Raw genomic sequence first — 26,863 nt, forward strand, 5'->3', positions numbered from 1 at the left:
TAAATAAGTATGTAATATGACTAGACTAAGCATAGATATACCAAACGAATTACATCATTTTCTTAAAGTTCACACTGCACATAAAAATGATACTATTATGAATTTTGTAAGAGAAGCGATATATCATAAAATAGCACAGGAAAAAGCATTAAATGCAGAATCAATAAAAATATTAGAAGAATCAGCAAAAGGTTTAAATATTAATAAATATTCTGCGTATAAAGAAATGTATAAAAAGCTTAATTTAATATGATTCTGCAAACCTCTACTATTTTATTCCATGTCATTCTTGCTTTCGCAGGAATGACATAAGGGCTTTTCAAAAATTTCCTGGTACACTATCTATATACATACCGGTACACATAGTGACTTATTCAAATAATAATCTATGAAAATACTAGCATTTGACACAGCCAATAATACTGCATCGGTAGCAATATCCGAAAATGAGAATATCCTTGCATATATAGAAGAATTACGTCCTTCTATGCAAGCAGAAAATCTAATGCCGATGATAGAAGACGTGATGAAATCAGCTAAATGTTCATATGATGATTTAGATTATTTAGCGGTAACTAACGGACCCGGTAGCTTTACCGGCATTAGAATAGGACTTGCTAGTGCTAAAGGTATATTATTTTCCAAGGAGAATATTAAAGCAGTAGCGGTTAGCAATTTTGAATATGCTTATTTTAGAGCCATAACTCAAGTTACAGATTATGATAAAATATATGTCTTTTTAAACGCTTATCGCTCACAGCTTTATATGCAAGTTTTTCATAAATCAGGACAAATAGAAGAGCCGTTATTGATAGATTTCGAGTATGCTATACAACTGCTTACAAATGAGAAAGGGAATATAGTTTGTTGCGGTAGCGGACTTGAATTTATATATCACCAAATTATGCATTTGCCGAATATAATAACCTTGCCACGTTTTGCACGAGTTAAAGCTTGGGTTACCTGTAGATATATTGCTAGTAGATTGTCGAGCGATGTAAAATTAAATAGCTCTATCGAGCCACTATACATACGCCCTCCTGATGCTAAAATCGCAATCAATTATGCCATTCTTAGTGAAAAGTAGGAATCCATTTACTGGATTTCTATAATCAACGAAATGACATAAGAGCTTTATTATAAGTATACTACATCATCTTCATAATTAAAGACTCCAAAATTATAAGATAATTTCATAGTAAAATCACTATTAGAGTGTTCTACTTGATTGTCTGATACTTTTATTTCATCTTCATAATCAAAGAATCCGGAATCACTATCAGATACTGCACCTGATTCTTGCTTTACACACTTCTTGTCGTGTATTAAGGCTATTATTTGCCCAACTAATGATTTCGATAAATCATGATTATCCGAGTCAATAATATCAATGATTCTTACTAGACTTTCATCTGAGGCGTGCGAAATTATTGGTGCTAGCTTATCATTTGAAATATGACTCATGATTCTTACTAAATTTTTATTTGGAATAATATCAAAATTTTCTGCAAGCTTTTCTTCTCCTGCTAAAATAATTATATTTTCAAGCTGTTCATCAGAAATATCCTCATCTGATAATTTTTTTAGTTCCTGCTCGGTAAGCTTTTCTAAAGAAAGGGTAGTATCCATATATGTATTTAATTTATCTACTGGAATAAATTGCATTAATTTTTCAAAATGCTCCGGCAAAATATAATGAACTAATTTTTGTGCTTGTTCATCGGAAATATTATTCATTAATTCTACCAATTTTTTATATGTTATCTTTTCAAAAACTTCATCTAATGCATTTTCAGACGTGTTTAAAATTGCTTCTACTAACTCATTATCAGGAAGAGTTTCTAGTTGATCTAAGAGATTAAATGTTTCTTCAGCGTTATTATTTAAATAAGAAAAAACTTTATTACTCACAAAATTAAAAGTTTCAGCCACTTTAGAAGAAAGAATACTAGATGTATTTTTTATAAAATTAAAACTCTTTACCCCGAAATCATAAACTGTTTTTAATGATGAACTAAATGTACTGAAAAAACCTTTACTTTTAGATGTGTTAGTTACTTTTTCATTACCATCAAGCTTATTTAAAAGATCTGTAAATCTGATTTGAGAGATGCCTAGAGTATCTGGCTGACCTTTTACTGCTTCTTGGAAGATTATTTTAGAATTTAAAAAAGGATATTTAGCTTGAACTTCTACTATTTTTTTATTACATCTTGCACTTTTTTCGTCATACTGCTTAATTGAATTATCTAACGCTGCTAAAAAATCAGTATTTTCTTCTTGCTTAGTAGGAGAAGTTATAAACTCAAATTCATCGTTAGCAAGATAGGAGGCTGACTTTGGAGAGGTATTATTTGGGATTAAATTTTGTAACTTATTAAAAATTAATGTTATGGCCATAATTTTTCCTCATTTCTGATTATAATAATCAACATTGCATTATAATAGAAATTATGAGGAGGTCAAGATAAAGGCTAATAATTATTAACTTTTTATTATATTTTACTTAAAATTGATTAATTTATCAAAAAGGGATATTCTACTAAATGCCCGCGAAAGCAGGGCATTGTTGCGTGGTTCTAACTTTTCGTCATTGCGAGGAAATTAAGGAGTAATTGACGAAGCAATCTCAAGAGTTTGTTATTATTTCATGAGATTGCCATGCAGTCTACAACTACTCGCAATGACGATTTAGTAGTATCCATGCAACAACGCCGCAGTACTTGTATGATAATGTAAATTTGTGAAGTTCAACGAGTATATTATAATTGTCTTTGTTCTTGAATTAGTTCAAAAACTTCAACTGTGTCTCCTTCTCTAATATCTTGGTAATTTTCAAATGCTATACCACACTCATATCCTTCTCTAACTTCTTTAACTTCATCTTTAAAGCGTTTTAAAGTTTTGAGTTTTCCTTCATGAATGACTACATTATCACGTAATAAGCGTACGCCCGCTCCTTTCTTAATAATCCCTTTAGTTACATAACTACCTGCGATTTTGCCAACTTTGGTAATATTAAATATTTGTCTCATTTCTGCGCTTCCGATATACTGCTCTCTAACGATCGGATCAAGCATACCGCTCATAATGGCTTTTATATCATCAATTAAATGATATATTATACTATAATATCGAATATCGACTTTTTCTTTTTCTGCGGCAGTTAAGGCATTTGCCCCTGCTCTAACGTTAAAGCCGACAATAATAGCCGAAGAAGCATGTGCAAGAGATACATCGGATTCCGTTATCGGACCTACGCCGCTATGAAGTATACGAAGCTTTATCTCATCACTCGGTAATTTTAATAAGCTACCTGAAATAGCTTCAACCGAGCCTTGCACATCACCTTTAATAATTAAAGGTAATTCCTTAATTTTACTATTACCGGAAGCTTTTAAAAACAAATCTTCTAAACTTGAACGCGGTGCAATAGATATTTTTTTTTCTTTAGCAAGACGCATTCTATATTCGGCTATATCTTTTGCTTGTTTCTCATTTTGTACTACGTTAAATTTATCGCCGGCAAAAGGCACTTCATTTAACCCCTGAATTTCTACAGGAACAGACGGAGTTGCTTCTACTATTTCTAGTCCCTTATCATTAGTCATCTTTTTAACTTTACCGTAAGCAGTACCAGCTATTATAATATCACTGTTTCTTAAAGTACCTCGCTGCACTAATATAGTGGTTAGCGTTCCTCTTCCTTGTTCAATTTTTGACTCGATTACAACACCGGCAGCTGAACCGAAAGGATTTGCCTTTAAATCCTGCATTTCTGCAATTAATAAAATTGCTTCTTCAAGTTTATCTAAGTTAATTTTCTTTAGTGCCGAGATAGGAATAATCATAATGTCACCACCTGCCTCTTCGCCGATAATTTCATGGACATATAATTCGTTCTTTACACGCTCAATATCAATATCAGGCTTATCAATCTTATTAATAGCTACAATTATAGGAACGCCCGCTGCTTTCGCATGATTAATTGCCTCAACCGTTTGCGTTTTGATTCCATCATCTGCTGCGACCACTATAATAACTATATCCGTTACTTTAGCACCTCTTGACCGCATTTCCGAAAAAGCTTCATGCCCCGGAGTATCAATAAAAGTAATTGCTCTACCGTCTGCAAGAGTTACTCTATAAGCCCCAATATGTTGTGTAATTCCGCCTAGCTCACCTGCAGCAATATCTGTAGACTTAAGAGAGTCAAGCAATGAGGTTTTACCATGATCGACATGACCCATTACCGTCACAACCGGAGCACGCGTTCTTAAATCCTCAACCTTATCATCACTAATTAAAACATTTTCAACATCTGACTCTTGGACTCTTTTTACCGTATGCCCTAAATTTGTTGCAACTAGTTCTGCCGTATCGGCATCTATTGTTTGGCTAGCATTTGCAAGAATACCGAGTTTCATTAATTCTTTAATTACATCAGCCACTCTTTCAGACATAGCATTTGCAAGATCGCCGACTCCGATAGCTTCCGGGATCGTCACTTCTCTATATACTTTCTCAGGTGCTTGTGATACTAATTTACGCTTTTCTTTTTCTCTAGCTCTTTTTATAGCAGCAAGACTTCTAGTTCTACCGCTGCCGCTTTCGTCGTCGCTAAGCATATTGAAAAGATCGGCTTTTTTGAATTTTTTTGGCTCTTCTAGCTTAATTTTTGGTGCTATTATTTTACTCTCTGCTGTTTTATCTAATTCTTTCTCTGATTCTATACCGTAACGTGTTCGCTTTCCTACTAAAGGAGACTTTACAAAAGTTTCTTCTTTCTTTTTAGGTATTTGTGACGGTATATCTTCATCATCTTGAACGATTTTAGCACTAACTTCTACTTTATTTTCTTCGGTATTTTGCTGTTTCTGTTCAACTTCTTTATCAGTTTCTAGCGGTTCTATTTTTGAGTTAGCAGACTGGTTAATACTTGCAAGTTTGCTTAAAGTGCTTATTTTTAAAGGGTCATTTAATTGAGATTGCTCAGCAGCTTTTTTAAGAATAGATAAACGTCTGTTAAATTCTTCCTTATTAGCATCAATAACAGTTTGATCTAAGCTATTCCTTTCTTTATTTAATGAAAGGGTAGTAGCACTACCGGTAGAACTTTTTCTAACTTCTACTAGCGTTTTAGATTTAGCATTAACAAAGCTTTGAGCTCCTGTAAGAGAGTCAAAAGACTTATTAAGCGATAATTTTGAATTGCCAAGTGTCAACTTTTTGGGTTTGATTTCCTGGTTATCCGTCATATTTAAAACCTTTGTGTTTCTGTTTTTTTCCGTCTACTACTTGATTATGTCATTCCTAACTAAAAGCGGCGTTGCTCGCATGGCTCGTTTATGTCATTCCCGCGAAAGCGGGAATCCACTAAAATTTATAAAAAAAACTTATTTTTATAGGTTTATTTTTCAAGGACGCCCTAATTACTAAGCTATTTATTCTGGATGCCTGCTTTCGCAGGAATGACATACACCCTACATTCAACCCACTAACTATCCTTCAATGCACCATGCTGTCTAGCAGTTTTAATCAGCAATTTAATATTTTCGTCCGTTATATTAGAATTTGGAGCTAAATTTTTAAATTCATTTACACTCATCTCTCCTAAATCTTCTATGGTCTTTATACCATATTCGGCAAATTGTAATATTAATTCAAGCGATAATTCTAATATATCTATTAATTCTTGCTCAACTCCTAGATCCTCTAGCTTTTTGATAATCTTTTCATTCTTAAGGTCGACGTAATTAATAGCTCGATTTTTAATCTCTACGGCAAGTTCTTCCTCAAAGCCTTCAATTCTTGTTAAAGTACTAATCTCACTACTAGCAATTTGTTCTACTGAATTAAATCCCGTTACCGATAAAAGCTGACCTATAACTTCTTCAACATCTAAAGCTTCCATAAATAATGCCGTAGAAGTTAAGAACTCTTCATTTCTTCTTTTGGATTCTTGCTCTTCGGTCATTATATCGATATTCCACCCTGTAAGCTGAGAAGCTAAACGAACATTCTGCCCTCTTCTACCTATTGCAATACTTTGATTTTCTTGCGAAACTACTACTTCTACCTTATGCCTATCCTCATCAATCAAAATTTTTGTGATTTCCCCAGGTGCAAGCGGTGCAAGAGCATTAACTATAAACTGTGCAAGATCATTACTCCATAATACTATATCAATTTTCTCTCCGTTTAATTCATTTGTTACGGCTTTTACTCTATTACCTCTAATACCTACGCATGAGCCTACGGGATCTATACTACTATCCGCAGCAAATACCGCTATTTTTGCTTTTGAACCGGGATCACGTGCTACTGATTTTATTTGAATAATAGATTCAAGAATTTCAGGTACTTCTAGCTTAAATAGTTTAACTAGCATCTGGTTATCTACTCTAGACAAGAAAATCTGCGGTCCTTTTGTTTCTTGCCTTACATCCTGTACATATGCTTTTATACGATCATTAGGTTTAAAATTCTCACCCTTAATTAATTGATCTTTTTTTATTATTGCTTCAGCACGACTCAGGTCAACTATTATATCACCGTATTCTATTCTCTTAACTATCCCATTTATAATTTCGCCTTTTCTATCTTTAAAGTCATGATATTGTTTTTCACGTTCAGCTTCTATAACACGTTGAGTTATAACTTGTTTTGCAGCTTGAGCCGATACTCTAGCATGATCAATCGGCGGTAAATATTCATATATCTCATCACCGATTTTAGCTTCCGGATTCTTTATTAAAGCTTCTTCAAGTGAGATTTGCGTTAAGTAATCTTCTACATCTTCTACTATTTTTAAGATCCTTAAAAGATTTATCTCACCGGTTTTCCTATTTATCTGAGCTTTAATATCATATTCATTACCGTATTTTTTTCGTCCTGCTGCTTGTACCGCTTGTTCAACCGTTGAAATCAAAATTTCTTTTGATATTCCTTTCTCACGAGCTACAGAATCTATAATTTGTAAAATTTCTACATTACCTATATTAGACATACATTATCTCTTATTGCTTTAGCAATTTTTTAAATACTTCTTCAGTTAAAACTAGATTAGCATTTTTAATTAAATCATAATCAATTAGTACTTCTTGTTCTTCACATTTTAAATATATTTTATTATTTTCGGCTTTAATTATTTTACCCTGATAACGAGTCTTGCCGTTCAATAATTCTTTAAGTTTGATTTTAACTTCTCTTTCTAAAAATCTATTATAATTTTCAAACTTTACTAACGGACGTTCAAGACCGCTTGATGCTACCTCTAAAGAATATGCAGCTTCTATTAAATCTTCAACATCTAGAATAGCGGAGATAGTCCTACTTGCTTTAGTACAATCTTCCACAGATATTTTTTCGCTGTTTAAGCTATCAATCAATATCTCGACTACTTTAGGGTTAACACCTTTAAACTTCACAAGAACTAACTCAAATCCCATATCTGTCAAGGATTCTTCTATTACGTTTGCTATTTGTTGTTCAATAGTTTGCATATTTGATATTTATAACAAAAAAGGTGGGATAAACCCACCTATCTATAATTTTTATAATGCTTATCCGTAACGAAAATACACTAATTAGAATATATAAGCAATATTTAACTTTATATTTTTGTAAAACTACATATTCATAAAGGGGCAAATACTCGATAATCCCTCTGGTCTGCTTAGAGATGGATCATAGTCTCCGCCTGATGAACAAAATGCTTCTACATGAATCTGAGTATACACATAACCCCCATTTTTGCTTCTAATATATGCTGCACATGATCGTTAAAAGAATGAGGACCACAAATTTCATCAGTTTCACCTTTTAAAAGGCCTAATAAAAATTCTTCAGCTATTCTACCGGTATGATAATGTATATTATCGTTCTCATTAATATTATTATAACTATCTTGAGTATAAAATTTATAGTGAATTTCAGTATCGCATATTGCTGCCATATCAGTTAATTTTTTTACAGCTGCATCTAATTGAAATGTATCACTGTTTTTATTTCTAGTAGAGTGAATAATGTGCATAACGGCGGAAAGCTTAACATTTTCTTCATTTGTTATACTATTAATTCTAGAAATAGAATGGCTTGCTCCCGACCCGCCGCTGATAAGAACGAGATCTTTATTGTTTTCTATATCCGATTCAATATATAAAGGGTGTACTTTTACCAGATGATTTTCAGAATCAAATAGATAATTTGTTACAGTTCCATTAGGATTTTTCTTTATTAAGTATTCATAATAATGACCTTCTTCATCATGACCGGTTTTTATAACTGTAAATTCACTGTATCTTTCTCCTACTTTAACAGTAATAATTTGCCTATGTTTGTGCGGTATTACTTTTTGTTCAGCACTTTCTATTTCGATTTTTATTTTATGACTTTCTCAAAACTCGCTATATTATACTTTGCTTTTAATTCATCATATTGCTTCTTTTCAGCACTTACAAAATGCTTTCCTACTATATTTAATATTTCGGTTACCAGCTTTTTACCCTCATCTACATTTGATATAAGCTCTTCAGCAACAGGTTGATATAACTCTGAAAGAATATTACGCCCTACATGTATACCAACAATTTTTGATACCGCCCTTTTACATTTATGATCATTCTCTAATGCTTGGATTGGATCACTTCTAAAAGACCTACTTCATCTGTTTCGCTATATGCACTTAAAACCTTTAGAATACTACTGCCGGTAAGATTTAAAAAATTTTTCATTGCATTTGGCTGTATTCCTTTCTCAGGTTTTTATTTACCACTGCTTCATATTTAGTTGCTAAATTTCCATAAAAATTTAAAGATTTAGTAATATCAAAATTCTTAAATAGCTCAGCAGTTTTTCTTATTTCTCTCACTATAGTTGTTCTAGACATAATTACTCCTTTTTGAATAATATAACCTTTACTATAATATGCATTTAAAATACATATTATAGTAACTAGACTTATATAGACGTTTTTTTTGTATATTCAAGGTAAAAATAAATAAAATTTTTATGCAGTTAACAAGTTTTACCGACTACGGATTACGTAGCCTTATATATCTTGCTTCAAAACCGGAAAGAATTTGTAGTGTAAAAGAGATATCAGAGTACCATAATATTTCCCTTAATCATTTGATAAAAGTGATTCATAGATTAGCACAATTAGGATATATTAATAGTAGTAAAGGAAAAGGAGGAGGAATTAAGCTAGCATTTAACCCTTCTTCCATGAAGTTGGGAGATATAATAGAAAAATTAGAACCTAATATGGATATAGTAGAATGTTTCAATAAAAATACTAATAGCTGCAGAATTACAAATTCATGCCAATTTAAACATTTTATTAAAGAAGCAAGTGAAGCATTTATAAAAACATTGAATAATTATACATTAGAAGATGCAATGATTACTAAAACAATTCAAATTAAGGATAAACTATAGAAAAATAAGCGTTTTTCTTTTTCCGCATATTAAAAACTCTTGATTCCCCTTAGCTCCTAGTATTGGACTTGCTATTATACCGAATATTTTAAAATTATGCTCTTTCTCAAGCCAATCTTTGATTTTATCGCATACTTTTTGATGTAAGAGAGGATTTTTAATAACTCCTCCCTGCTCTACTTCATGCTTTTCGACCTCAAACTGCGGTTTTATTAAAGCAATAAGCATGCAATCTTCTTTAACTAAATTTAGTACAGTCGGTAATATAGTAGTTAAACTAATAAAGCTGGCATCGCAAACAATTAAATCAGGCTTCGTTATTATTTGTTTATCGGTTAAATATCGTGCATTAGTCTTCTCAAGCACCTTAATGTGTGGATTGTCGCGTAATTTAGGATGAAGTTCGCCATAACCGACATCTACGGCAAAAATTAATTTTGCTTTACGCTCAAGTAACACTTCTGTAAAACCGCCGGTACTACTACCGATATCAATACAAACTAAATTTTCGGGATCAATTTTAAAATAATCCAAAGCGGCAATTAATTTTAATGCCCCTCTTGAAACATAATTATGCTGCGGTAGTTTTACCTTAATTTCGGTGTCATTTATATTAACCTGTATCCCAGGCTTAATTAACTGCTCATGCTTATTATGTACTTTACCTTGGATAATCAAACTTCGTGCTATGGTAATATCTGTTACAAAACCTTTTTGCAGCAAATATTCATCAAGCCTTATTTTAGTCATTACTGTTTAAATTTGAATTTAACTTATGTTATAAGGGCCCATTAGATAGAAAATATACAATTTGTCTAATTGAAAGTTACAGTTTCAATTAGACATAATATATTTGAGCCATACAATAATGCTGCAACTGAAGGGAACATGGTAATCTAGCAAAATATTCAAACCCTAACCAATATATGTTTTTTCTTACCGGCAGAGAGCTTTATAACTTTTTTATCGAGTAAGAAATTAGTGTTAATTATCATATTTTCATCTTCGACTAATCTATCATTTATCTTAGCACCATTCCCTCTTATAAGCTTGCGTGCTTCCGATTTAGAAGTAGCAAGCCCTGCTTCATGAAATAATTCATATGCACTAATACCTGCTTGTAATACTTCCTGCTCTAAAACAACGGTAGGTAAATTCTCATCGATTTGTCCTTCTTCAAATATCTTTACTGCAGTTTCTAGAGCTGATTTTGCTGCCTGCTCCGAGTGACAAAGCTTAGTTAGCTCATAAGCAAGCTGTTTTTTAGCTGCATTAATATCTTCTGCCGCTAAACTCTCAAACCTATTAAGCTCTTCTTGAGTGAACTCGCTATATAATTTGGCAAATCTAACTATGTCGGCATCTTCGCAGTTACGCCAATATTGGTAATAATCATACGGGCTTAACAAATCTTCATTAAGCCATACCGCTCCCGCAGCAGTCTTGCCCATCTTAGCACCAGAGCTAGTCGTAAGTAGCGGTGTCGTCATCCCGAATACTTCTTTGCCGCTTATTTTACGAATTAAATCCGCTCCCATTACGATATTGCCCCACTGATCACTACCGCCAAGCTGCAAGCTGCAATTGTAATGCTTGCTTAAATAGTAAAAATCATAGGCCTGCAATAACATATAGTTAAATTCTAAGAAGCTTAAATGCTGCTCACGCTCAAGCCTTAGTTTTACCGAATCCATAGTCAGCATACGGTTTACCGAGAAATAGCTACCGAAATCCCGTAGAAAATCTAGATAATTGAACGAATCTAACCACTCTGCGTTATCCAGCATAATAGCATCACTTTTACCGTCACCGAATTTGATAAACTTCGACAAAGATTTTTTAATACCTTCGGCATTTTTAGCTATATCTTCTTTGCTTAAAATTTTGCGCACTTCGTCTTTCCAAGTAGGATCACCGATTTTACTCGTACCGCCACCGATAATTACAATAGGCTTATGCCCGTGCTGCTGAAGCAATCGCAGAATCATTATCTGCATTAAACTACCGATATGGAGTGATGTAGCAGTACAGTCAAAACCTATATACGCAGCTATTTTTGTTTCTTTCGTTATAGCAGTTAACCGATCCAAATCGGTACATTGATGGAAATATCCTTTATTTATAAATTCTTCTATAAAGCGCATATATTATTTCTTATTTTTTAAAAATTCCTTTTTTGCTTTTCTGCTAGGAAATAAAGTGTTAAGGAAAATAACATCTTTATCACCTTTTATATAAAGTACTGCATATACTTGCGCAATCATTTGAACATATAAAATTTTTTGACCTTTATATTTCTCTTGATTATGATGTAATTTAATATCTAATAAATTACCATCAGCAATCGACTGTATTATTTCTTCAAAGCCTATACCACGCTCATTCAATAACTTAACGTTCTTTTCATGATTATATCTATACTTGGTCATAATATTTAGAGTTTAAGTAGGGTCTAAATGAATTAGCATATTAAGATAGGTCTGATAAGGCAAACCATGCTTAGAAACTTTAATTTTTATTGCTTCTATGTCATGTTCTGCAACCCTAACAGTAACAGATCTTTTTGTACTAAGATGTGCTTTTGCAAATTTTTGAAGCAAAGCTATTTCACTTCTATCATCAATTTTTTGCTGCTTTTCAAAATTATCTTCAATATCTTGTTCGTAAGAATCTAGTTTGATACTCATAATACAAACATTTTCAATGTTATAAAGAATGTAAGTACTTTGTCAATACTTGATATATTAGATTATCATGCGAATATTTGTAAAAGCAGCAATATCAACGGCTGCATGGAGATTTTATGCTCATCCTACAGTTGCTATGGGGATTTGTGTTGGAACAGCTCTTGCATATTCGCCGGAGAACACATTTGAGTTATTAAAAAATACGACTTATACAGGAATAGAAGCAGCAAAATTTGCTTATGAAAATACAGCAGGAATAGTAAACGGAATAGCCGGCTTAGCTCATCTTGTGTATGATAACTTACCAAGCTACAGCGAAACTCCTCAAGTGGATCTAGTCGGTAGCATAGAAATTTCATGAGTAGATGCTGTTGCATAAATCTCTAAAATAGCCAATAACTAAAAAAACTGATTATGTCATTCCTGCAAACCAGGGACGTTGTTGCATAAATCGGTGTCATTCCCGCAAGACATTGTTGCATGAATCAGTAAAATCCACTGTGTCATACAGTGGTTTGACCACGGTATCCAAAAAAATCACTTAAAACACTGGGGATGCCCGCTGCTGCAGGAAGACATTGCCCGCGTAGATCGATTCCACCATTGTCACCCCGTAGCCTGTACCTGCTGGGTCCAGTTAAAAATACTAATATTTTTTTTATCATATTTATGGATCCCGTGGTCAAGCCACAGTATGACAACAGGAAATCGATCCATACAGGCAATGCCCCACGGGAATGACATAGAATAAACACTGTCCGGTTACCTTACTGATATCTGTTATATTTTATAATAATAAAATTTTATTTCGTTGTTTTTAAATGCATCTTTTTTATTCCTAAAACCCTTTTTCAAAGAGCTACAGGAAAAATTAATATTACCGGCTTGAGCCGTGTCCGGTCCTGCATTTTTTATTTTCTCTATATCCTTACTACTTGGTACTACAACGGCAATATGCCCTGCTCTTTTTGGATTAGCATTGTTATATACGGATACAACAAAATATCCTTGATTAGCAAATTTTTGTGCTTGAATAAAACTATCATCACGATTTCCTGCTTTAACAAAATGCCATCCGTTCTTTATTCGTTCTGTTTCAAGCCACTCAGCTTGCTTATTTGATAAAGTAAGGTATAAAAATTTTATCGCTTTCAGGATGGTAGAGACTGATTTGGAAGCCCCAAGGCTGCACTAGCAGCATACGCAAAACAACTACAATGAGTCAAACGCTTTAACTTAGGAGAATTATATTTTTCTGTTTCTTCTAATAAAGTTTCTCCCGACTTACAATTTATTACATTACCTTTCTACCACTTTTCCTCAACATTTAAAGAGTTAATTACTGCTAAATTTTTTTTAGCACTTTCTGATATATTGTCTGCTTGTGCAGTCATATTAATCCAAAGTAAGTAAATTATGATTAATTTTATTTTATTCATTTTTTTCTCATATCAATTTATAAACCTCTATATATAATATGATAATTCAACTATTAATTGTCATTTTTATATTTTATTATTCAAAGAAACATAAGAACACTCTATGTTTCTTGACAAATGCTATGCTTTTATATATGCTTCTTCGTATGTTAGCAACAAGAAATAAGTACTTCAAACTTAGGCACCCGTAGCTCAATTGGATAGAGTATATGACTACGGATCATAAGGTTAGGGGTTCGACTCCTCTCGGGTGCGCCATTCTTCAATTTCTTTCACTTTTATGAATGACGGTGGACGCAGCATAAAATCAAGCTTTTCAGGTTTAAGTGTTAAGTTAGAAAAACTAAAGGTGGTAGAAAAACGATGCGGGCAGCATTATATATGGCAACTGTTACGTCTGTAAGATATAATTCTGCAGTTAAACCTTTTTATAAAAGACCTGTAAAAAAAGGAAAAGCCAAAAAGTTAGCTCTTATCTTGACTTCTTAAACACAATTACCTATGTAAAGGATAAAGAACTTAAAGGCTTAGTTATGCCGTAAGCTGGAACGGACTATATTTTGAGCGAGGTGGATTTAGCTTTACCAAGTGAGATTTAAGCAAGAAAGAAACACATTTATTCCCGGGAAATAAAGATTTTTCTTCTATATAGAGTTATCTCCCAGTTGAGATATTGCTTTTTGACTGATCGTTTAAAGCTTTCCATTGTACTTAGCAGCAATTATCTTTTGCCTAGGTTCATTTTTTGCTTCAGCTTCACTAGAAGAAGTGTCAGCAGTCAATTTCTTTTGTCTCTGTTTTTTCAAAGGTTCATGTTCTTTATCTTTGCTATATTCTTTCTCCGGGTTTATTTTAAGCGGGGTGTCCTTAATCTTTAATTCCCCTTTGCCTATATATCTTACTATACCGTTAATTGCTATTTTCTTCTCCTGTTCTGATAAAGCGTTATATTTTTCATATGCTGTTTTACCTAGAAAATCCTCTAACCAGTCAGGATTTTTTCTTATAGCATCTTATTAAATCCCATTCATATCCTACTCCATTTCCTCCGCTAGTAGTAATATTAAGCGGTATTAAGTGTTTTTGTTTACTCTTATCAGTAAAATGCAAATCTACATTTTTCGTTTCTTTATTTATAATTAAATCACAACTAATACAACAAAATTTAGACAATCCTATGTATTATATTTCTGCACTTAATTGATTATCACGATCTGGAAGTTGTGCTTTTATATACTGTATTATTCTCATTTCAGCATGAGCTTTATCGCTAAGTGGACCATCTAATACAATTTTATATGGTTGTTTTATCGCTTCAATAATTAAATGGACAAATTTTTTACTTGCATCAATAGTATCAGGGTTTAATGCATCTTCTCATTTCATCAAATCTCTTCTAGCTCTAGCTACTGCCTTCACTACTTTTGGACTTACACTGGTTACATTACAGACTTTTTGTTGAACCTCTTGATTATTATTCGGATATTTTTCTAGCTCTTGCAAAATACGTGGTAATATATCCTTATGGTCACTATTATTTTTATAATAATATTGTGCAACATCTAGAAGTAGCGCTTTGCGTTGAGTAGATAGATTTTGTTGTTATAGAAAATTTTTTTGCTCTTCTGTAGGTCAAGCTGTGTAAGTAGCATAATCTTGTAAATATTTAAAAACTTTTGTGGTATGTGTCTCAATTTGTTCAACTTTATTTGTGTTCACACTAGAATTATGTAATTCGTTGAACGCTACTAAAATTTGTTTGCCGTCAAAACATACGGCACTACATTGGCTATTATATTGAATTAACCTACCTAAGGCATCAAAGCGTCTATTTTGTAAAGGAGTATCATTTTCTTTTATAATCTTTGAGTTAAGTCGAGTACGGAAAGCATATGCAAAATTCTGCAGATTTGAGTTGTTGTTGTCATTGAATAGCCCGTGGGTAGGATGCTCGTCAGCAAATCCAACATGAAATACCATATAAGGAACAAGTTGTTTTGGAATAATCTTTTCTGTTTTACTTGCTAAAACCGCTAGAACTGCTAATTTTTCAAAACTTTCATCCAGGGCTTCAATATTATTTTTTTTCTTATAGTGTTCAGTAAGGATTTTTAAGGCAGATATAGATTCGTTTAATATAATACTTTTTAATAAAGCCTCTCTCGATTTTTTATCTCTTATGATTCCTCTACTGTCTGGCTATCTACATATTTAACACACTCTACTGTTAACCTTTCTTTCTGTGCATTTGTTAGATTTGCCATATAAATATTATTTTATAATTTTAATTATTTTCTCCTAAAGCCTCAACGCTTTTCTCAAATATTGAATTATCAACATTACCGTCTACTAAAATCATCATGTTACCTGAAATGCTTTTTAAGCTTTCCGCACCCAAATTGGTTATGTTATTATCTCTTAGATCTCCTAATTTAATTGTTCATAAGAGCTAATTTTTTTAGAGCATTGTTTTTTTGATGTTCGCTATTGTTTCAAAACCTAGATCTCCTATTTCAATATTATTGCTTATGAGTAAAGTTTCTAACGCTTTATTTTCGGTTAATGCAGTAGTAAGTTCTTTTATATTATTACGGGTTAAATTATTGTTATTAAGATTTAGAGTTTTTAACCATGGATTTAATTTTAAAGCAGATGCTATATATTTTATTCCATCTCCTAAGTTATTTGTTTTAAATCTAAAGTATCAATAGGCGTGAGGTTAAAAAACCTTAAATTACTTCTGCACTTTTTTCGGAGATTCTTGTTTCATTTAATATTAATTCTTTATAATATATTGATTAGCCATTAAAGCATGCAGTAATTTTATGACTCCCTCGTTTCTAAGGTTATTATACCCTAAATTTAACGACATTAATTTTGCACTGCTAATATTATTTGCGATAACGTCTATCCCTTCGGCAGTAATATTCATTTGTCCTATATCTAAGGACTTTAACGGTAGTTTTGAATGAAACAACTCACTAATAATTGCTGCTCCTTTATTTCCTACTGCACTACTACCTAATGCTAAAGAACTTAAATTAGGGTGGTTTTTAATAGCATCTATTAATATTCTTAAATCTTCTATTTTCAGCGCAATAGAATTTAAAGATAAATATTCAAGAGAGGTATTATCTGCTAAAGCCTCAATAAGAATTTTTATTTTTTCACTATCTAAAGAAGTAGAATTCAGGTTTAAATGTGATATTTGATTTAACTTTACAATTTTACTTAGATTTTTTATATCATCGTTACTAAGGTTGCTGCCATATAAATCAATTTCTTTTACTACAGTATTTTTCTCTAAAGTTTTAATTACAATTGACAAAAAACTACTATCTTCTTCAAAGGTAGTTCTACACGAACAATTTCAGGATCATTATTCTTAATTTTCTGCAACAATAAATCATTTCGACTAAGGTCAATTTTTTGTCTTTTGGGAGACTCATCTTTCTTCACATCATCTATGCTACACAAGATATCGACATTGCAAAAGGTGGTAGTAATAATTGTTGTTTTACGTCCTATAGCGTCTCCTATCCAACCAAATATTAAAAAGCTCCAAAAGGTCTTAATAAATATGTTGAACAAAAAGCAGATGAATAAATAAAAACTACTTTTGGATCAGCCTTTGGAAAAAACAATTCATTGAATACTACTACCATATGTACATAAAGCATAAGGTCAAAATATTCAAGAAATGTACCAACAGATAATAAACCTATTGCTTCTTTTTGATTACGATTTAAGCTGCTTTGTTCTTTCTCATAGCCGAGCATAATGTCTTTATAAAAAATTAAATTGTAAAGAAACTTATACTGTTTTATATAAAAGTCAATAGGAAATTTCGCTTTATACGATAAATAAGGAAACGAAGTGCAACTTAACTCACTTCATATACTAATGCGTTGATCTTATATGAATATGGCATAACCTCACCGATAGTGGAAAACTAAAACCTATTAAGAACCAAGTTAAATAAAACTTATATCCCAAATATTGTTTGAATAGATAATTAATATATGCAATCAAAGCTACTGAAGCGACAATGATAGCTAAATTAATAAAATGTATTTAATTTTGATTGAGGAAAATCAAAATATTTATAAAACAGCCCCCCAGAATATAGTAAAACCGAGTAATCCCCAAAATACCGTCCATACCCAAGCAAGACAATTCACGTCAATAATTTTAAGATAAGCTACCATCGGTACGGTTAATAGCCATAAAAACGCTCCAAACATATAAGGGTATTTTTGAATAATCTCTTCTTTAGTTACACTATATATAACAGCAATAACCATTATTCCAATTGTTATAGATGCAATAATATCAACGGATAATGATAGCCCTTATAAATCAGCGAAAATCCCATACCGGTTAAAATCACTACTATTATTATTCTTAATAAGGAATATATAATATTTGCAAAAAACCAACCGTCAAATACTACGCCGCTGCTCATATGACCGCTAGGAAAAGCAAAACCTTTAATATTTAGAGCAGGATTCAAAGGTATTTCAAATGTATATTTTAACAATATATTTAAAATTGTAGTGAAAAGTAATACACAAATAGCTTGTGCAAATAGTTGCCTCCTAATATAGTAAAGCCGAGTATTATGATAATCTCATAACACTCTTCTTGTCCAAATAACAAAAAAACTTTTGCTGAATATTGAACAAAATATCCTTATTCATTACTTTACTTAATTTTATTTATATATAATTGAAGTTATCATAAATAATAAGCTATAGATATGAAAAATATTTTCCGCAAATTTGTATTTACTATTTTCGTATGTTTAATAAATTTACAACTAATTGCTGCAAGCTTTAACGAAAAAATACCTTTATATTTTAAATTAACTAACGAAAATCTGTTAGCAGGACAAAATGCGTTAAATATTGACCTTTGCGACTCTAGAATTAAAGAATGGTGTACAAAGCCACAAAGAGAGCTAGGGCTTAACGGCAAAAAAATCAATGATTACATATCTATTTCACCTGATATTAAAGGAGAATGGCGATTTGGCTGGTGGTATAACATAAATTTTACTCCAGAAAGCAATTTTGTAGCTCATCAAACTTATAAGATTACTATCGAAGATTATATATTCCCTAATTTTGTTGGTTTAAAAAGTAATAATATAAGTTTCACGACTTTACCACTACTTCCTATTATTAAAGAAATGAATTATCTACAGGATAATATCGATATTTCCAAAAAATTCGTTCAAACTAAAATAGCTTTTAACTATCCTATCGATCCTAAAACTCTAGAGGAAAGAATAGAGTTTATAAAATCTTCAACTAAAGAAAAATTACCGTTTTCTATCAAATTCAATACCAATAATACGGAAGCTACGATTATTACTAATATACCACCGCTTACAGATAAAGAAGATACAATTTCCGTAATTATAAAAGACGGTGTTAAACCTCTACATGGCGGAGAAGTTTTCACATATAAAAATGTAAAAGATCCAAATAATAAGACGCCAAATAACATAAGATATTCTTATAAAGAAAATGTATTAATTCCAAGTCTATCCTCATATTTAAAAATCACTAATAGTACTGCTACAATTGTTAAAGATGATAAACTAAAACCGGAACAGATAATTATAATTACCACAAATACACCGGTGTCGGGTGAGGAAATAAAAAAACATTTAGAGTTATTTTTATTACCGCAGGATAAGCCGGCTTTCTTAGGAGTTGCAGGCAAAAAAAACTATAAATGGCAAAATCCGAAAGAAATAACCGATGATATTCTTAAATCGAGTGAAAAAATAAATTTTGAGCTTTTATCTTCCGTCCCAAGCATTACTACTATGCATAGTTTTAAAGTAGATACGTTTGCCTCAAGAGCTTTGCTTGTTAAAGTAAATCAAGGTGTTAAAACATCGGATAATTTAACACTCGGCTCAGATTATTTTCAAATCGTACAAATACCGGATAACCCTAAAGAAGTTAAGTTAATGTCCGACGGTTCTATTCTTTCATTAGCCGGCAAAAGAAAGCTTCCCGTATATTCACTTGGCATAGATAAATTATATTTAGAAATCGATAGGATTAATCAGCAAGAAGTTAATCATTTAATTAGCCAAACAAATAGATATAATATTTTCCAAAACCCGACTTTTATAAATGAATATACCTTTAATGAGTATAATATTTCCGAGGTATTTCAAGAGGAAGTAATAGTGAACTCTCAAAATTTAAATTTACCTCATTATACCGATTTAGATTTCAGTAAATATTTTAATTTAGAAGAAGCAGGCAGCTATTCCAAGGGGTTATTTCTAGCAAAAGTTTATGCTAAAGACAATAATAACATTATATCTCAAGATAAAAGATTAATTTTAGTTACCGATCTTGGTTGTATAGTAAAAACCGATAAAACCGGGACGCATCATATCTTTGTTTCTTATATCAGTAACGGTAAACCGGCTGGAGGCGTAAAAGCAGATATTATAGGACTTAACGGTGAGGTGTTAGTAAGCAGCAAAACCGATAGTAAAGGACATGCCGTTTTATCAAATATAAATGATTTTTCAAAAGAAAAAACTCCAGTGGCTTATATATTAACTACTAAGGATGATTTTGCATTTATGCCGTATAGTAGAATTGATAGACAAGTTAATTATTCTCGGTTTGATGTAGCAGGAGCCGTTAGTTCTGATCAAGGGTTAAAAGCTTATTTATTTTCCGATCGTGGCATCTATAGACCAAACGAGCAAGGTCACATAGGCATTATGCTCAAACAAACCGACTGGCAAGGAAAATTTGACGGCTTACCTTTAGAAATACAAGTAACTAACCCTAGAGGAAAAGTAATAGATAAAAGTAAAATAGTTCTAGATGCAGAAGGATTCGGCGAATATTTATTCTCAACGCTTGATGATGCCTTAACCGGCTTATACAATATAAGCTTATATTTAGTAGGAGATAAAGGCAGCAATAACTATCTTAATAGCGTGTCTGTCAGGGTTGGTGATTTTCAGCCTGACCGCATGAAAATAAACATAAACTTCAATAACTCACAAGATGAGCTATGGACAAATCCAAAAGATCTTAAAGCAACAGTTAATCTCATAAATCTTTACGGCACTCCTGCAGAAAATAGAAAAGTCAGCGGCTTTATTGATATTAGACCTACCGAGTTTTTCGTACCTAGATTTAAAGAATATAAATTTTATAGTAGCAAAGGAAATAAAGAGTTTTTTTACGAACGTTTAGGAGATATTACTACCGACTCTAAAGGTACGGCAAACTTTGACCTTAACCTTGAGAAATATTATAACGCTACTTTTAATCTAACATTTTCAGCAGAAGGATTTGAGCCTGATTCAGGAAGAAGCGTAAACGCAAGCAAATCGCTTATAGTGTCACCTCTGCCTTATATTATAGGATTTAGAAGCGATAGCGATCTAAAATATATTAAGACAAAAACAAGCGCGGCAATAGAATTCATAGCCATATCAAATAAAGCAGAAAAAGTAGCTGCACCTAATTTAACTCTTAACTTAAAAAAGATTAATTATGTAAATAACTTAGTAGCAGATAGTAACGGTAATTATTCTTACAGTTCAGTACCTATTGAGACTAATATATCTTCTGACAAAATTAATATCACGGCAAACGAAAGTTATATTTATAAAGTGCCTACTAAAGAAGCAGGCGATTACGTTATTTACTTAACCGATAAAGAAGATACAATCTTTGCCCAAGCTGAATTTTCGGTAATAGGTGAAGGAAATGTTACGGCTAATTTAACAGACAAAGCAAATTTAAAAGTTAAACTTGATAAAGATGATTATACAGCCGGCGATACTATTCTTTTAAATATTATAACTCCTTATACAGGTTATGGGTTAATTACTATCGAGACCGATAAAGTACATAATTTTGAATGGTTTAAAGCTGATGAAAATAATAGCATTCAAGAAATAAAAATTCCTGACGGCTTTGAGGGTAAAGGATATGTAAATGTACAATTTATAAGAGACATAGAAGCTACGGAAATCTTTATATCACCGTTTAGCTATGCAGTAGTACCGTTTACTGCGGGCATTTATAAACATAAACAAGATATTGGATTAACACTTCCTGCAAAAATCAAATCGGGAGAAAAGCTAGCAATTCGTTACCGTACTACAAATCCCGGTAAAATAATAATATTTGCTGTTGATGCAGGGATATTATCATTTGCTGGTTATCAGACTCCCGACCCGCTTAATTACTTTATTAACGATAAAGCCTTGGAAGTCCGAACATCACAAATCATGGATTTAATATTACCTGAGCGTCCTTTATTAATGAAAGCTTATATGGCGGCTCCTGCCGGAGACGGTTGTATAAATGTCGCTCGAAACCTTAATCCGTTTAAAAGAAAAAGCCAACCTCCCATAGCATTTTGGTCAGGAATTTTAGAAGCAGATCTTGATGAGAGAGAAGTCACATTTGATATACCAAGCTATTTTAACGGCACTTTAAGAGTTATAGGGGTAGCCTCAAGCCTTGACTCTATAGGAACTTCCAAAGCTGATTTATTAGTCCAATCCGATCTTATTATCAATCCAAATTTACCTTTATTTGTAGCTCCAAATGATGAATTTACAGTACCGGTAACAATATTTAATAACCTAAAAGATTCAGGAAATGCTCAGGTTTTTCTAAATATTGAAACAAGTGAAGGACTTAAAATATTAGATTATCCTAAAGAGATCCCGATAGACGAAAATAAGGAAGCTACTATTAATGTTAAATTAAAAGCGACTGATCAACTCGGTTCGGCAGATTTAAAGGTTGTGGCTTCTATAAATCACCTAAAGCCGGATATAATATCTATGGCAGTAGTACATAGCTCCGAATTAACTAGTACTACGAGCGTTCGCCCTGCTAGTCCAAGCGTTACAACAGTTAATACAGGCTTTATTACAGACAACAAGGCTAATTTAAAAATCTTACGGGATGTATATCCTGAATTTGCTAAACTACAAATTTCCGCTTCTAAATCACCGCTAGCTATTATTTCTGGCTTTAAAGATTTCCTAGATAATTATCCTTATGGTTGCACTGAACAATTAATAAGCCAAAATTTTGCCAATATTTTATTATATAATGAACAAGAACTAGTTCAGATTCTTAAAACTGATCGTAAAAACATGGATGAATCATTATCAAAAATATTTCAAACTTTATCAGAACGTCAAAATTATGACGGTGGATTTAGATATTGGAACAATTTTAATGACGATTCCGATCCATTTATTTCCGTTTATGCTATGCATTTCTTAAGCGAGGGAGCAACTAGATATTTAGCCGTTCCAAGTGATACATTTAATCAAGGTATTTACTATTTAGAGAATATGGCTAACAGATCAATAAACTCCTTAGATGAAGCAAGAGAAAAGGCATATGCGGTTTATATCCTGACGCAAAACAGCGTTATTACTACAAGCTATATTGCAAATATTTTAAAATATTTAGACGAGTACCATAAAAATACATGGCAAGATGATTTGACTAGCGTTTATTTAGCAGCTAGCTATAAAATGCTGCAAATGAATGAAGAAGCGGAGAAATTATTAGACAGATTTACTCTAAATAAACCTATATCAAAAACAGACTATCAGTATTACAATCCTCTAATAAAATATAGTCAGTATTTATACTTAATTGCTATGCATTTTCCAGAACGGTTAAAAGACTTTGACCCAAAAATTGTACAGGATATCGCTCTTTTTGCTAAAGATAACTATAATAGCCTATCCGCAAGCTATGCTATTATGGCAAGTCTTGCCTATGCCGATAAAATAAATCATGTAGATGAGGCTACTATTAAAGTAACCTCTACAGATAAAGAAGTTACTTTAAAAGGCAATAAAGTGATGATTGCTGAGCTGTCGGTAGAAAATAAGAATATCGACTTAACATCCTCAAGTAACGGCTTTTTCTATCAGCTTTTAACTTCAGGCTATGATAAGCAATTAACAGAAAATAAAGAGATAGTTAAAGGCATAGAAATAACAAAAAAATATCTCGATGAAAATAATAAAGAGGTTAGCAAAGTAAAATTAGGTGATAATATTACGGTGGAAATCACCATGCGTTCAGGTAGTAATAAAACCTTGAGCAATATGGTGCTAATTGATTTATTACCGGCAGGCTTCGAGCTTTTACCGGATAACAACCACATCAATATATTAGAACGCACGCAGGAAGTAATGATATGGAAACCGATATATATAAATAATCGTGATGATAGAGTTATGATTTTCGGTACTATTTCTGATCAAAAAATGACGTATCAGTATAAAATCAAAGCAGTTAATAAGGGCATATTCTCTACTCCTGCTATTTACAGTGAAGCTATGTACGACCCTCAAACTTACTATCGTGGTGTTATAGGCAATATTATTGTGGAGTAGCATTACCCGCACGGTTTTTATGTCATTCCCGTGAAGCATTGTTGCGTGGACCGGTAAATGCTCTCTATGTCATTCCTGCAAAAGCGGGAATCCAGTAAAACCTACAAAAAACTTGTTTTTTTAGGTTTATTTTGTCAATATTAAGACTACTTTTTCTGGATTCATGCTTTCGCAGGAATGACATAGTAGGAGTTTATCCCACAATTACTTTCAGCTTCTCTATAGTTTTTGGATCTTTTACAAGTTCTAAAAATATTTCCTGCTCATAGGCAAGTAGCTCTTCTTCATTTGTTTCATTATGTGTATCAATAATATCTTGAAATTTGCTAAGCACCTTATTTTGTAGATCGTTATATTTTGATGTATCTATTGCTGTTGCTAAATTTATTTTAGGCAAAGTAATTTTATGCGGAATCGGTACTATCTTTTTAGGTAGGTTTAATTTTAAAGCTTCCTCTAAAATATAATGCTTGTTCATATTTACGTGCATATTCTCTACATCATAATCTGCTGTAAAGTAATCCGGCTGCACTTGTTTTATTCTGCTCTATAATATTGCTGATATTTCTAATTAGTTTAGTTTTATTACCATTACTTCAAGCAAACATTTCGGTAACACCGCCCCACCCGGATATTAAACCCACACCAAGTTCTACAAGCCCTGCGTTAAGTTCTTGATTTCCTATAATAAAGCTTGAGTGCAATAACAGCTCATATCCACCTCCAAGTGCCACACCAAGACCACAAGCTAATAACATGTACAGAGGAATATTTTAAGTGGAGCATGGTTTGCTGTCCCAGCTTTAGTAAATTCTCTAGATCGTGAAAATTCTTATCTTCAATATAAGACAGAAGAAGTTTTAAATCAGCACCGGCAGAAAAATTATTTCCTTGCGGATAAATATAAAGATTTTTACCGTCATTTTCGGCTTTACTTGCTGCTTCTTGTAGTAAATAAAACACCTCATGATTTAAACAATTCATTTTTATAGTAATAACAAAAATCAAAACATCTTGATAAAGTATTAATTTTGCCGAGCTATTCTCTAATACTAATCTGACTTTCTTGTAAAATATCTTTGTGAGAATTAAATTTTTGTTTATCGATTTTTTGATATTCTTTATTGGCTAAATATTGCGGAAGTGGGATATGCATTAAATCGGCATTTTTAATTACCGAATTCCAACCGTTTTTAGCCGCTATAGTCAATAATTCAAATGGACCATATTTCCAGCTGTAACCAAGCTTCATAGCAGCATCGATATCATAAATATTATCCGTAACCGACGAAATTAGACCTGCTAAATAAACATAAAACTCCGTGATAATTTCAGTAAAAAATTTACCGTAAACCGAATCACTTACAAGAAGCGCATCAAGATCAAAATATCTACTTTTTGAACAGGACTATATGATAAGTCGTTTATATTGATAACTTCTTTAATCTTTTTGCCATTTGATACCGATAAACGATAAAATCCACCGTCACCTTTACGTCCAATTAACTGCTTCTCTATCATCTTATCAAGAACAGGGGTCTTTACATATTATTTTATGATAAGCATCATTTGCAGGAAGAGAGGCAAGTAATGAACTTGAAATTAACTTCATTACGTCATACCCGATTAGATCATATAAACCGAAAATTCCGGTACTCGGCAACCCCAAAAATGTAGTAAATATTTTATCTATAGTAGCAACATCAAGATTCTGACTTATCGCTTTACGGGCTACTAATTCAAGTAAAAAATACCCTACTCTATTAGCAATAAAACCAGACGTATCATTACATTTTACTATAATTTTACCAAGCGTTTTCGTTAAGAACTCTGATACTCTTTCTATTACTTCAGCCTTTATCATAGGGTCTATAATTAACTCAAGCAGTTCCATATTATCTTGGCGGATTGAAGAAATGCGTAATAACGAACCTAGATTTAATATTATCTGGTAAATTCTCTTTGAGTCTTTCAAGCGGTAATGTAGAGGTATTAGAAGCAATAATTGCATCTTCTTTAAGATAAGGAATAATTTTATTATATAATTGGTGTTTGATTTCTAACTTCTCAACAATAACTTCAATCACTAAATCACATTCTTTAATTAAATCTAAATCATATTCTAAATTACCGATGGTAATGAAATTTGCTTTATCAGGAAAAGATAAAGGTGGAGGTGGAGGTTTTTGTTTATGCAAATTTTCTTTAGCGGTGTTAACTATTTTATTAGGATCATCGGAATCTTTAGCGATAATATCAAGCAGCACTACTTTATAAGAGGAATTAGCAATTAACGCTGCAATCCCTGAACCGATTACTCCCGCACCAATAACACAAACTTTTTTTATTTTATTTTGCATAAGTTACCTTCTGTGTTACCCCGTGCCTTGACCATGGGGTCCAGTTAAAAATACTAAAAATTTTTATTATTTTTTGGATCCCGTGGTCAAGCCAAGGGATGACATCGAGTGTGTTTTTCGATACACACAACCATGTCCCCTTGCAATAACGTTATGTCATAGCAACACTTAAGACTTTTACCGACGCCACCCCCGGCTTGTCGTAAAATTTTAGCACATTCATTTATAGTAACAGCAGTGGTAATGACATCATCGACTAATAAGATTTTTTTACTTACAATATTATACTTTGTGTTAAATTTGATACTACCCTTTATATTATTTTTGTGTTGTTTTCGTAGGAGAAAAGTCTGAGACTTAGTCCACTTTGCTTTAGTTAAAATCTCAGCTTTTAACATTTTATCGGTAACTTTTGCAATTTCCATAGCTAAAATATGAGCAGGATTATACATGCGTAGGTACAGGTATGATTAAATCAATATCTTTTATATCCTCGCT

The 26,863-nt window shown here is 32.3% G+C and carries 28 protein-coding genes, 1 tRNA gene and 2 pseudogenes; 7 read left to right on the plus strand and 24 right to left on the minus strand.

Going from position 1 to position 26,863, the window contains the following annotated elements:
* Positions 1-16: 16 nt before the first annotated feature.
* Both RC_RS04070 and tsaB read left to right on the plus strand, forming a co-directional pair.
* Entirely contained in the window at positions 17-253 is a 237-nt protein-coding gene (locus tag RC_RS04070; RefSeq protein ID WP_010977422.1) for a hypothetical protein, read from the plus strand.
* Positions 254-388: 135 nt separating this feature from the next.
* On the plus strand, positions 389-1,087 hold the full coding sequence (gene tsaB / locus RC_RS04075) for a tRNA (adenosine(37)-N6)-threonylcarbamoyltransferase complex dimerization subunit type 1 TsaB (protein WP_010977423.1): 699 nt from the start codon (positions 389-391) through the stop codon (positions 1,085-1,087).
* A 50-nt stretch (positions 1,088-1,137) separates the two neighbouring features.
* On the opposite strand, the gene RC_RS04080 is transcribed toward tsaB, so the two are convergent.
* The 6 genes from RC_RS04080 to RC_RS09445 all read right to left on the minus strand — a co-directional run bounded on the left by RC_RS04080 (position 1,138) and on the right by RC_RS09445 (position 8,890).
* Entirely contained in the window at positions 1,138-2,400 is a 1,263-nt protein-coding gene (locus tag RC_RS04080) for a hypothetical protein (RefSeq protein WP_010977424.1), read from the minus strand.
* 362 nt (positions 2,401-2,762) lie between these two features.
* A complete protein-coding gene (infB, locus tag RC_RS04085; protein ID WP_010977425.1) occupies positions 2,763-5,258 on the minus strand; it encodes a translation initiation factor IF-2 in 2,496 nt (831 codons plus the stop codon).
* A gap of 239 nt (positions 5,259-5,497) precedes the next feature.
* Positions 5,498-7,009 carry a transcription termination factor NusA gene (gene nusA, locus RC_RS04090; protein ID WP_010977426.1) on the minus strand — a complete coding sequence of 504 codons (1,512 nt, stop codon included), beginning with the start codon at positions 7,007-7,009 and terminating at the stop codon, positions 5,498-5,500.
* A gap of 10 nt (positions 7,010-7,019) precedes the next feature.
* Positions 7,020-7,505, minus strand: coding sequence for a ribosome maturation factor RimP (gene rimP / locus RC_RS04095; RefSeq protein WP_010977427.1), 486 nt, complete (start codon positions 7,503-7,505; stop codon positions 7,020-7,022).
* A gap of 215 nt (positions 7,506-7,720) precedes the next feature.
* On the minus strand, positions 7,721-8,035 hold the full coding sequence (locus tag RC_RS04100) for a hypothetical protein (protein WP_004998166.1): 315 nt from the start codon (positions 8,033-8,035) through the stop codon (positions 7,721-7,723).
* 696 nt (positions 8,036-8,731) lie between these two features.
* Positions 8,732-8,890: a hypothetical protein gene (locus RC_RS09445; RefSeq protein WP_010977428.1), complete on the minus strand. Its 159-nt coding sequence runs from the start codon at positions 8,888-8,890 to the stop codon at positions 8,732-8,734.
* 122 nt (positions 8,891-9,012) lie between these two features.
* Here RC_RS09445 and RC_RS04110 point away from each other — a divergent pair, with 122 nt between their 5' ends.
* Positions 9,013-9,441: an Rrf2 family transcriptional regulator gene (locus RC_RS04110; protein WP_010977429.1), complete on the plus strand. Its 429-nt coding sequence runs from the start codon at positions 9,013-9,015 to the stop codon at positions 9,439-9,441.
* Here RC_RS04110 and RC_RS04115 read toward each other — a convergent pair.
* The 4 genes from RC_RS04115 to RC_RS04130 all read right to left on the minus strand — a co-directional run bounded on the left by RC_RS04115 (position 9,436) and on the right by RC_RS04130 (position 12,128).
* Positions 9,436-10,191: a TlyA family RNA methyltransferase gene (locus RC_RS04115; RefSeq protein ID WP_010977430.1), complete on the minus strand. Its 756-nt coding sequence runs from the start codon at positions 10,189-10,191 to the stop codon at positions 9,436-9,438. The genes RC_RS04110 and RC_RS04115 overlap by 6 nt on opposite strands.
* 158 nt (positions 10,192-10,349) lie before the next feature.
* Entirely contained in the window at positions 10,350-11,585 is a 1,236-nt protein-coding gene (gene tyrS, locus RC_RS04120; RefSeq protein ID WP_010977431.1) for a tyrosine--tRNA ligase, read from the minus strand.
* Positions 11,586-11,588: 3 nt separating this feature from the next.
* Positions 11,589-11,870 carry a hypothetical protein gene (locus tag RC_RS04125; RefSeq protein ID WP_010977432.1) on the minus strand — a complete coding sequence of 94 codons (282 nt, stop codon included), beginning with the start codon at positions 11,868-11,870 and terminating at the stop codon, positions 11,589-11,591.
* Positions 11,871-11,882: 12 nt separating this feature from the next.
* A complete protein-coding gene (locus tag RC_RS04130; protein WP_010977433.1) occupies positions 11,883-12,128 on the minus strand; it encodes a CopG family antitoxin in 246 nt (81 codons plus the stop codon).
* A gap of 67 nt (positions 12,129-12,195) precedes the next feature.
* On the opposite strand from RC_RS04130, the gene RC_RS04135 reads away from it, so the two are divergent.
* Entirely contained in the window at positions 12,196-12,489 is a 294-nt protein-coding gene (locus RC_RS04135; RefSeq protein WP_010977434.1) for a hypothetical protein, read from the plus strand.
* A gap of 946 nt (positions 12,490-13,435) precedes the next feature.
* Here the strand turns inward: RC_RS04135 and RC_RS10815 are convergent.
* A complete protein-coding gene (locus RC_RS10815) occupies positions 13,436-13,567 on the minus strand; it encodes a hypothetical protein (RefSeq protein WP_016830838.1) in 132 nt (43 codons plus the stop codon).
* A gap of 181 nt (positions 13,568-13,748) precedes the next feature.
* Here RC_RS10815 and RC_RS04140 point away from each other — a divergent pair.
* Positions 13,749-13,825: transfer RNA gene (locus tag RC_RS04140), tRNA-Arg, on the plus strand.
* A gap of 434 nt (positions 13,826-14,259) precedes the next feature.
* Here RC_RS04140 and RC_RS04150 read toward each other — a convergent pair.
* Together RC_RS04150 and RC_RS04155 are read right to left on the minus strand one after the other, a co-directional pair.
* Positions 14,260-14,740 (minus strand): annotated as a pseudogene (locus tag RC_RS04150) (hypothetical protein).
* Between the two features lie 459 nt (positions 14,741-15,199).
* Entirely contained in the window at positions 15,200-15,547 is a 348-nt protein-coding gene (locus RC_RS04155) for a hypothetical protein (RefSeq protein WP_010977437.1), read from the minus strand.
* Positions 15,548-16,095: 548 nt separating this feature from the next.
* Here RC_RS04155 and RC_RS10335 point away from each other — a divergent pair.
* Positions 16,096-16,278, plus strand: coding sequence for a hypothetical protein (locus tag RC_RS10335; protein WP_233417437.1), 183 nt, complete (start codon positions 16,096-16,098; stop codon positions 16,276-16,278).
* Between the two features lie 18 nt (positions 16,279-16,296).
* Here RC_RS10335 and RC_RS04165 read toward each other — a convergent pair.
* The 4 genes and pseudogenes from RC_RS04165 to RC_RS04180 form a co-directional block, all read right to left on the minus strand.
* Positions 16,297-17,026, minus strand: a pseudogene (locus tag RC_RS04165) (hypothetical protein).
* Between the two features lie 92 nt (positions 17,027-17,118).
* Positions 17,119-17,346: a hypothetical protein gene (locus RC_RS04170; protein WP_004998146.1), complete on the minus strand. Its 228-nt coding sequence runs from the start codon at positions 17,344-17,346 to the stop codon at positions 17,119-17,121.
* Positions 17,347-17,670: 324 nt separating this feature from the next.
* Entirely contained in the window at positions 17,671-17,871 is a 201-nt protein-coding gene (locus RC_RS10340; RefSeq protein WP_010977440.1) for a hypothetical protein, read from the minus strand.
* A gap of 11 nt (positions 17,872-17,882) precedes the next feature.
* Positions 17,883-18,107 (minus strand): hypothetical protein, encoded by a 225-nt coding sequence (locus RC_RS04180; RefSeq protein WP_010977441.1) that lies wholly within the window; start codon positions 18,105-18,107, stop codon positions 17,883-17,885.
* Positions 18,108-18,326: 219 nt separating this feature from the next.
* Here RC_RS04180 and RC_RS04185 point away from each other — a divergent pair, with 219 nt between their 5' ends.
* Positions 18,327-24,005, plus strand: a complete 5,679-nt coding sequence (locus RC_RS04185) for an alpha-2-macroglobulin family protein (RefSeq protein ID WP_010977442.1) — start codon at positions 18,327-18,329, stop codon at positions 24,003-24,005.
* A 193-nt stretch (positions 24,006-24,198) separates the two neighbouring features.
* Here RC_RS04185 and RC_RS04190 read toward each other — a convergent pair whose 3' ends face one another.
* The 7 genes from RC_RS04190 to RC_RS04210 all read right to left on the minus strand — a co-directional run bounded on the left by RC_RS04190 (position 24,199) and on the right by RC_RS04210 (position 26,817).
* On the minus strand, positions 24,199-24,483 hold the full coding sequence (locus RC_RS04190) for a hypothetical protein (RefSeq protein ID WP_014419861.1): 285 nt from the start codon (positions 24,481-24,483) through the stop codon (positions 24,199-24,201).
* A 118-nt stretch (positions 24,484-24,601) separates the two neighbouring features.
* Positions 24,602-24,763, minus strand: a complete 162-nt coding sequence (locus RC_RS09115; protein ID WP_010977444.1) for an enoyl-CoA hydratase/isomerase family protein — start codon at positions 24,761-24,763, stop codon at positions 24,602-24,604.
* Between the two features lie 281 nt (positions 24,764-25,044).
* Positions 25,045-25,257 carry a hypothetical protein gene (locus RC_RS04195; protein ID WP_010977446.1) on the minus strand — a complete coding sequence of 71 codons (213 nt, stop codon included), beginning with the start codon at positions 25,255-25,257 and terminating at the stop codon, positions 25,045-25,047.
* A gap of 110 nt (positions 25,258-25,367) precedes the next feature.
* Positions 25,368-25,526, minus strand: a complete 159-nt coding sequence (locus RC_RS10345; RefSeq protein ID WP_010977447.1) for a hypothetical protein — start codon at positions 25,524-25,526, stop codon at positions 25,368-25,370.
* Positions 25,527-25,530: 4 nt separating this feature from the next.
* Entirely contained in the window at positions 25,531-25,899 is a 369-nt protein-coding gene (locus tag RC_RS04200; RefSeq protein ID WP_041471729.1) for a 3-hydroxyacyl-CoA dehydrogenase family protein, read from the minus strand.
* A gap of 1 nt (position 25,900) precedes the next feature.
* Entirely contained in the window at positions 25,901-26,365 is a 465-nt protein-coding gene (locus tag RC_RS04205) for a 3-hydroxyacyl-CoA dehydrogenase family protein (RefSeq protein ID WP_010977449.1), read from the minus strand.
* Between the two features lie 86 nt (positions 26,366-26,451).
* On the minus strand, positions 26,452-26,817 hold the full coding sequence (locus RC_RS04210; protein ID WP_010977450.1) for a ComF family protein: 366 nt from the start codon (positions 26,815-26,817) through the stop codon (positions 26,452-26,454).
* Positions 26,818-26,863 lie beyond the last annotated feature (46 nt).

Origin of the sequence: Rickettsia conorii str. Malish 7, assembly GCF_000007025.1 — a bacterium.
GTDB classification, from domain to species: domain Bacteria; phylum Pseudomonadota; class Alphaproteobacteria; order Rickettsiales; family Rickettsiaceae; genus Rickettsia; species Rickettsia rickettsii.

What these genes read in the sequence shown, in the direction of transcription:
- RC_RS04070 (WP_010977422.1), top strand. Translation starts at nt 17, where the DNA reads ATGACTAGACTAAGCATAGATATACCAAACGAATTACATCATTTTCTT.
- tsaB (WP_010977423.1), top strand. Translation starts at nt 389, where the DNA reads ATGAAAATACTAGCATTTGACACAGCCAATAATACTGCATCGGTAGCA.
- RC_RS04080 (WP_010977424.1), bottom strand. Translation starts at nt 2,400, where the DNA reads ATGGCCATAACATTAATTTTTAATAAGTTACAAAATTTAATCCCAAAT.
- infB (WP_010977425.1), bottom strand. Translation starts at nt 5,258, where the DNA reads ATGACGGATAACCAGGAAATCAAACCCAAAAAGTTGACACTTGGCAAT.
- nusA (WP_010977426.1), bottom strand. Translation starts at nt 7,009, where the DNA reads ATGTCTAATATAGGTAATGTAGAAATTTTACAAATTATAGATTCTGTA.
- rimP (WP_010977427.1), bottom strand. Translation starts at nt 7,505, where the DNA reads ATGCAAACTATTGAACAACAAATAGCAAACGTAATAGAAGAATCCTTG.
- RC_RS04100 (WP_004998166.1), bottom strand. Translation starts at nt 8,035, where the DNA reads ATGCACATTATTCACTCTACTAGAAATAAAAACAGTGATACATTTCAA.
- RC_RS09445 (WP_010977428.1), bottom strand. Translation starts at nt 8,890, where the DNA reads ATGTCTAGAACAACTATAGTGAGAGAAATAAGAAAAACTGCTGAGCTA.
- RC_RS04110 (WP_010977429.1), top strand. Translation starts at nt 9,013, where the DNA reads ATGCAGTTAACAAGTTTTACCGACTACGGATTACGTAGCCTTATATAT.
- RC_RS04115 (WP_010977430.1), bottom strand. Translation starts at nt 10,191, where the DNA reads ATGACTAAAATAAGGCTTGATGAATATTTGCTGCAAAAAGGTTTTGTA.
- tyrS (WP_010977431.1), bottom strand. Translation starts at nt 11,585, where the DNA reads ATGCGCTTTATAGAAGAATTTATAAATAAAGGATATTTCCATCAATGT.
- RC_RS04125 (WP_010977432.1), bottom strand. Translation starts at nt 11,870, where the DNA reads ATGACCAAGTATAGATATAATCATGAAAAGAACGTTAAGTTATTGAAT.
- RC_RS04130 (WP_010977433.1), bottom strand. Translation starts at nt 12,128, where the DNA reads ATGAGTATCAAACTAGATTCTTACGAACAAGATATTGAAGATAATTTT.
- RC_RS04135 (WP_010977434.1), top strand. Translation starts at nt 12,196, where the DNA reads ATGCGAATATTTGTAAAAGCAGCAATATCAACGGCTGCATGGAGATTT.
- RC_RS10815 (WP_016830838.1), bottom strand. Translation starts at nt 13,567, where the DNA reads ATGAATAAAATAAAATTAATCATAATTTACTTACTTTGGATTAATATG.
- RC_RS04155 (WP_010977437.1), bottom strand. Translation starts at nt 15,547, where the DNA reads ATGGTATTTCATGTTGGATTTGCTGACGAGCATCCTACCCACGGGCTA.
- RC_RS10335 (WP_233417437.1), top strand. Translation starts at nt 16,096, where the DNA reads ATGAGTAAAGTTTCTAACGCTTTATTTTCGGTTAATGCAGTAGTAAGT.
- RC_RS04170 (WP_004998146.1), bottom strand. Translation starts at nt 17,346, where the DNA reads ATGCTCGGCTATGAGAAAGAACAAAGCAGCTTAAATCGTAATCAAAAA.
- RC_RS10340 (WP_010977440.1), bottom strand. Translation starts at nt 17,871, where the DNA reads ATGGTTATTGCTGTTATATATAGTGTAACTAAAGAAGAGATTATTCAA.
- RC_RS04185 (WP_010977442.1), top strand. Translation starts at nt 18,327, where the DNA reads ATGAAAAATATTTTCCGCAAATTTGTATTTACTATTTTCGTATGTTTA.
- RC_RS04190 (WP_014419861.1), bottom strand. Translation starts at nt 24,483, where the DNA reads ATGAACAAGCATTATATTTTAGAGGAAGCTTTAAAATTAAACCTACCT.
- RC_RS09115 (WP_010977444.1), bottom strand. Translation starts at nt 24,763, where the DNA reads ATGTTATTAGCTTGTGGTCTTGGTGTGGCACTTGGAGGTGGATATGAG.
- RC_RS04195 (WP_010977446.1), bottom strand. Translation starts at nt 25,257, where the DNA reads ATGAAGCTTGGTTACAGCTGGAAATATGGTCCATTTGAATTATTGACT.
- RC_RS10345 (WP_010977447.1), bottom strand. Translation starts at nt 25,526, where the DNA reads ATGATAGAGAAGCAGTTAATTGGACGTAAAGGTGACGGTGGATTTTAT.
- RC_RS04200 (WP_041471729.1), bottom strand. Translation starts at nt 25,899, where the DNA reads ATGGAACTGCTTGAGTTAATTATAGACCCTATGATAAAGGCTGAAGTA.
- RC_RS04205 (WP_010977449.1), bottom strand. Translation starts at nt 26,365, where the DNA reads ATGCAAAATAAAATAAAAAAAGTTTGTGTTATTGGTGCGGGAGTAATC.
- RC_RS04210 (WP_010977450.1), bottom strand. Translation starts at nt 26,817, where the DNA reads ATGTATAATCCTGCTCATATTTTAGCTATGGAAATTGCAAAAGTTACC.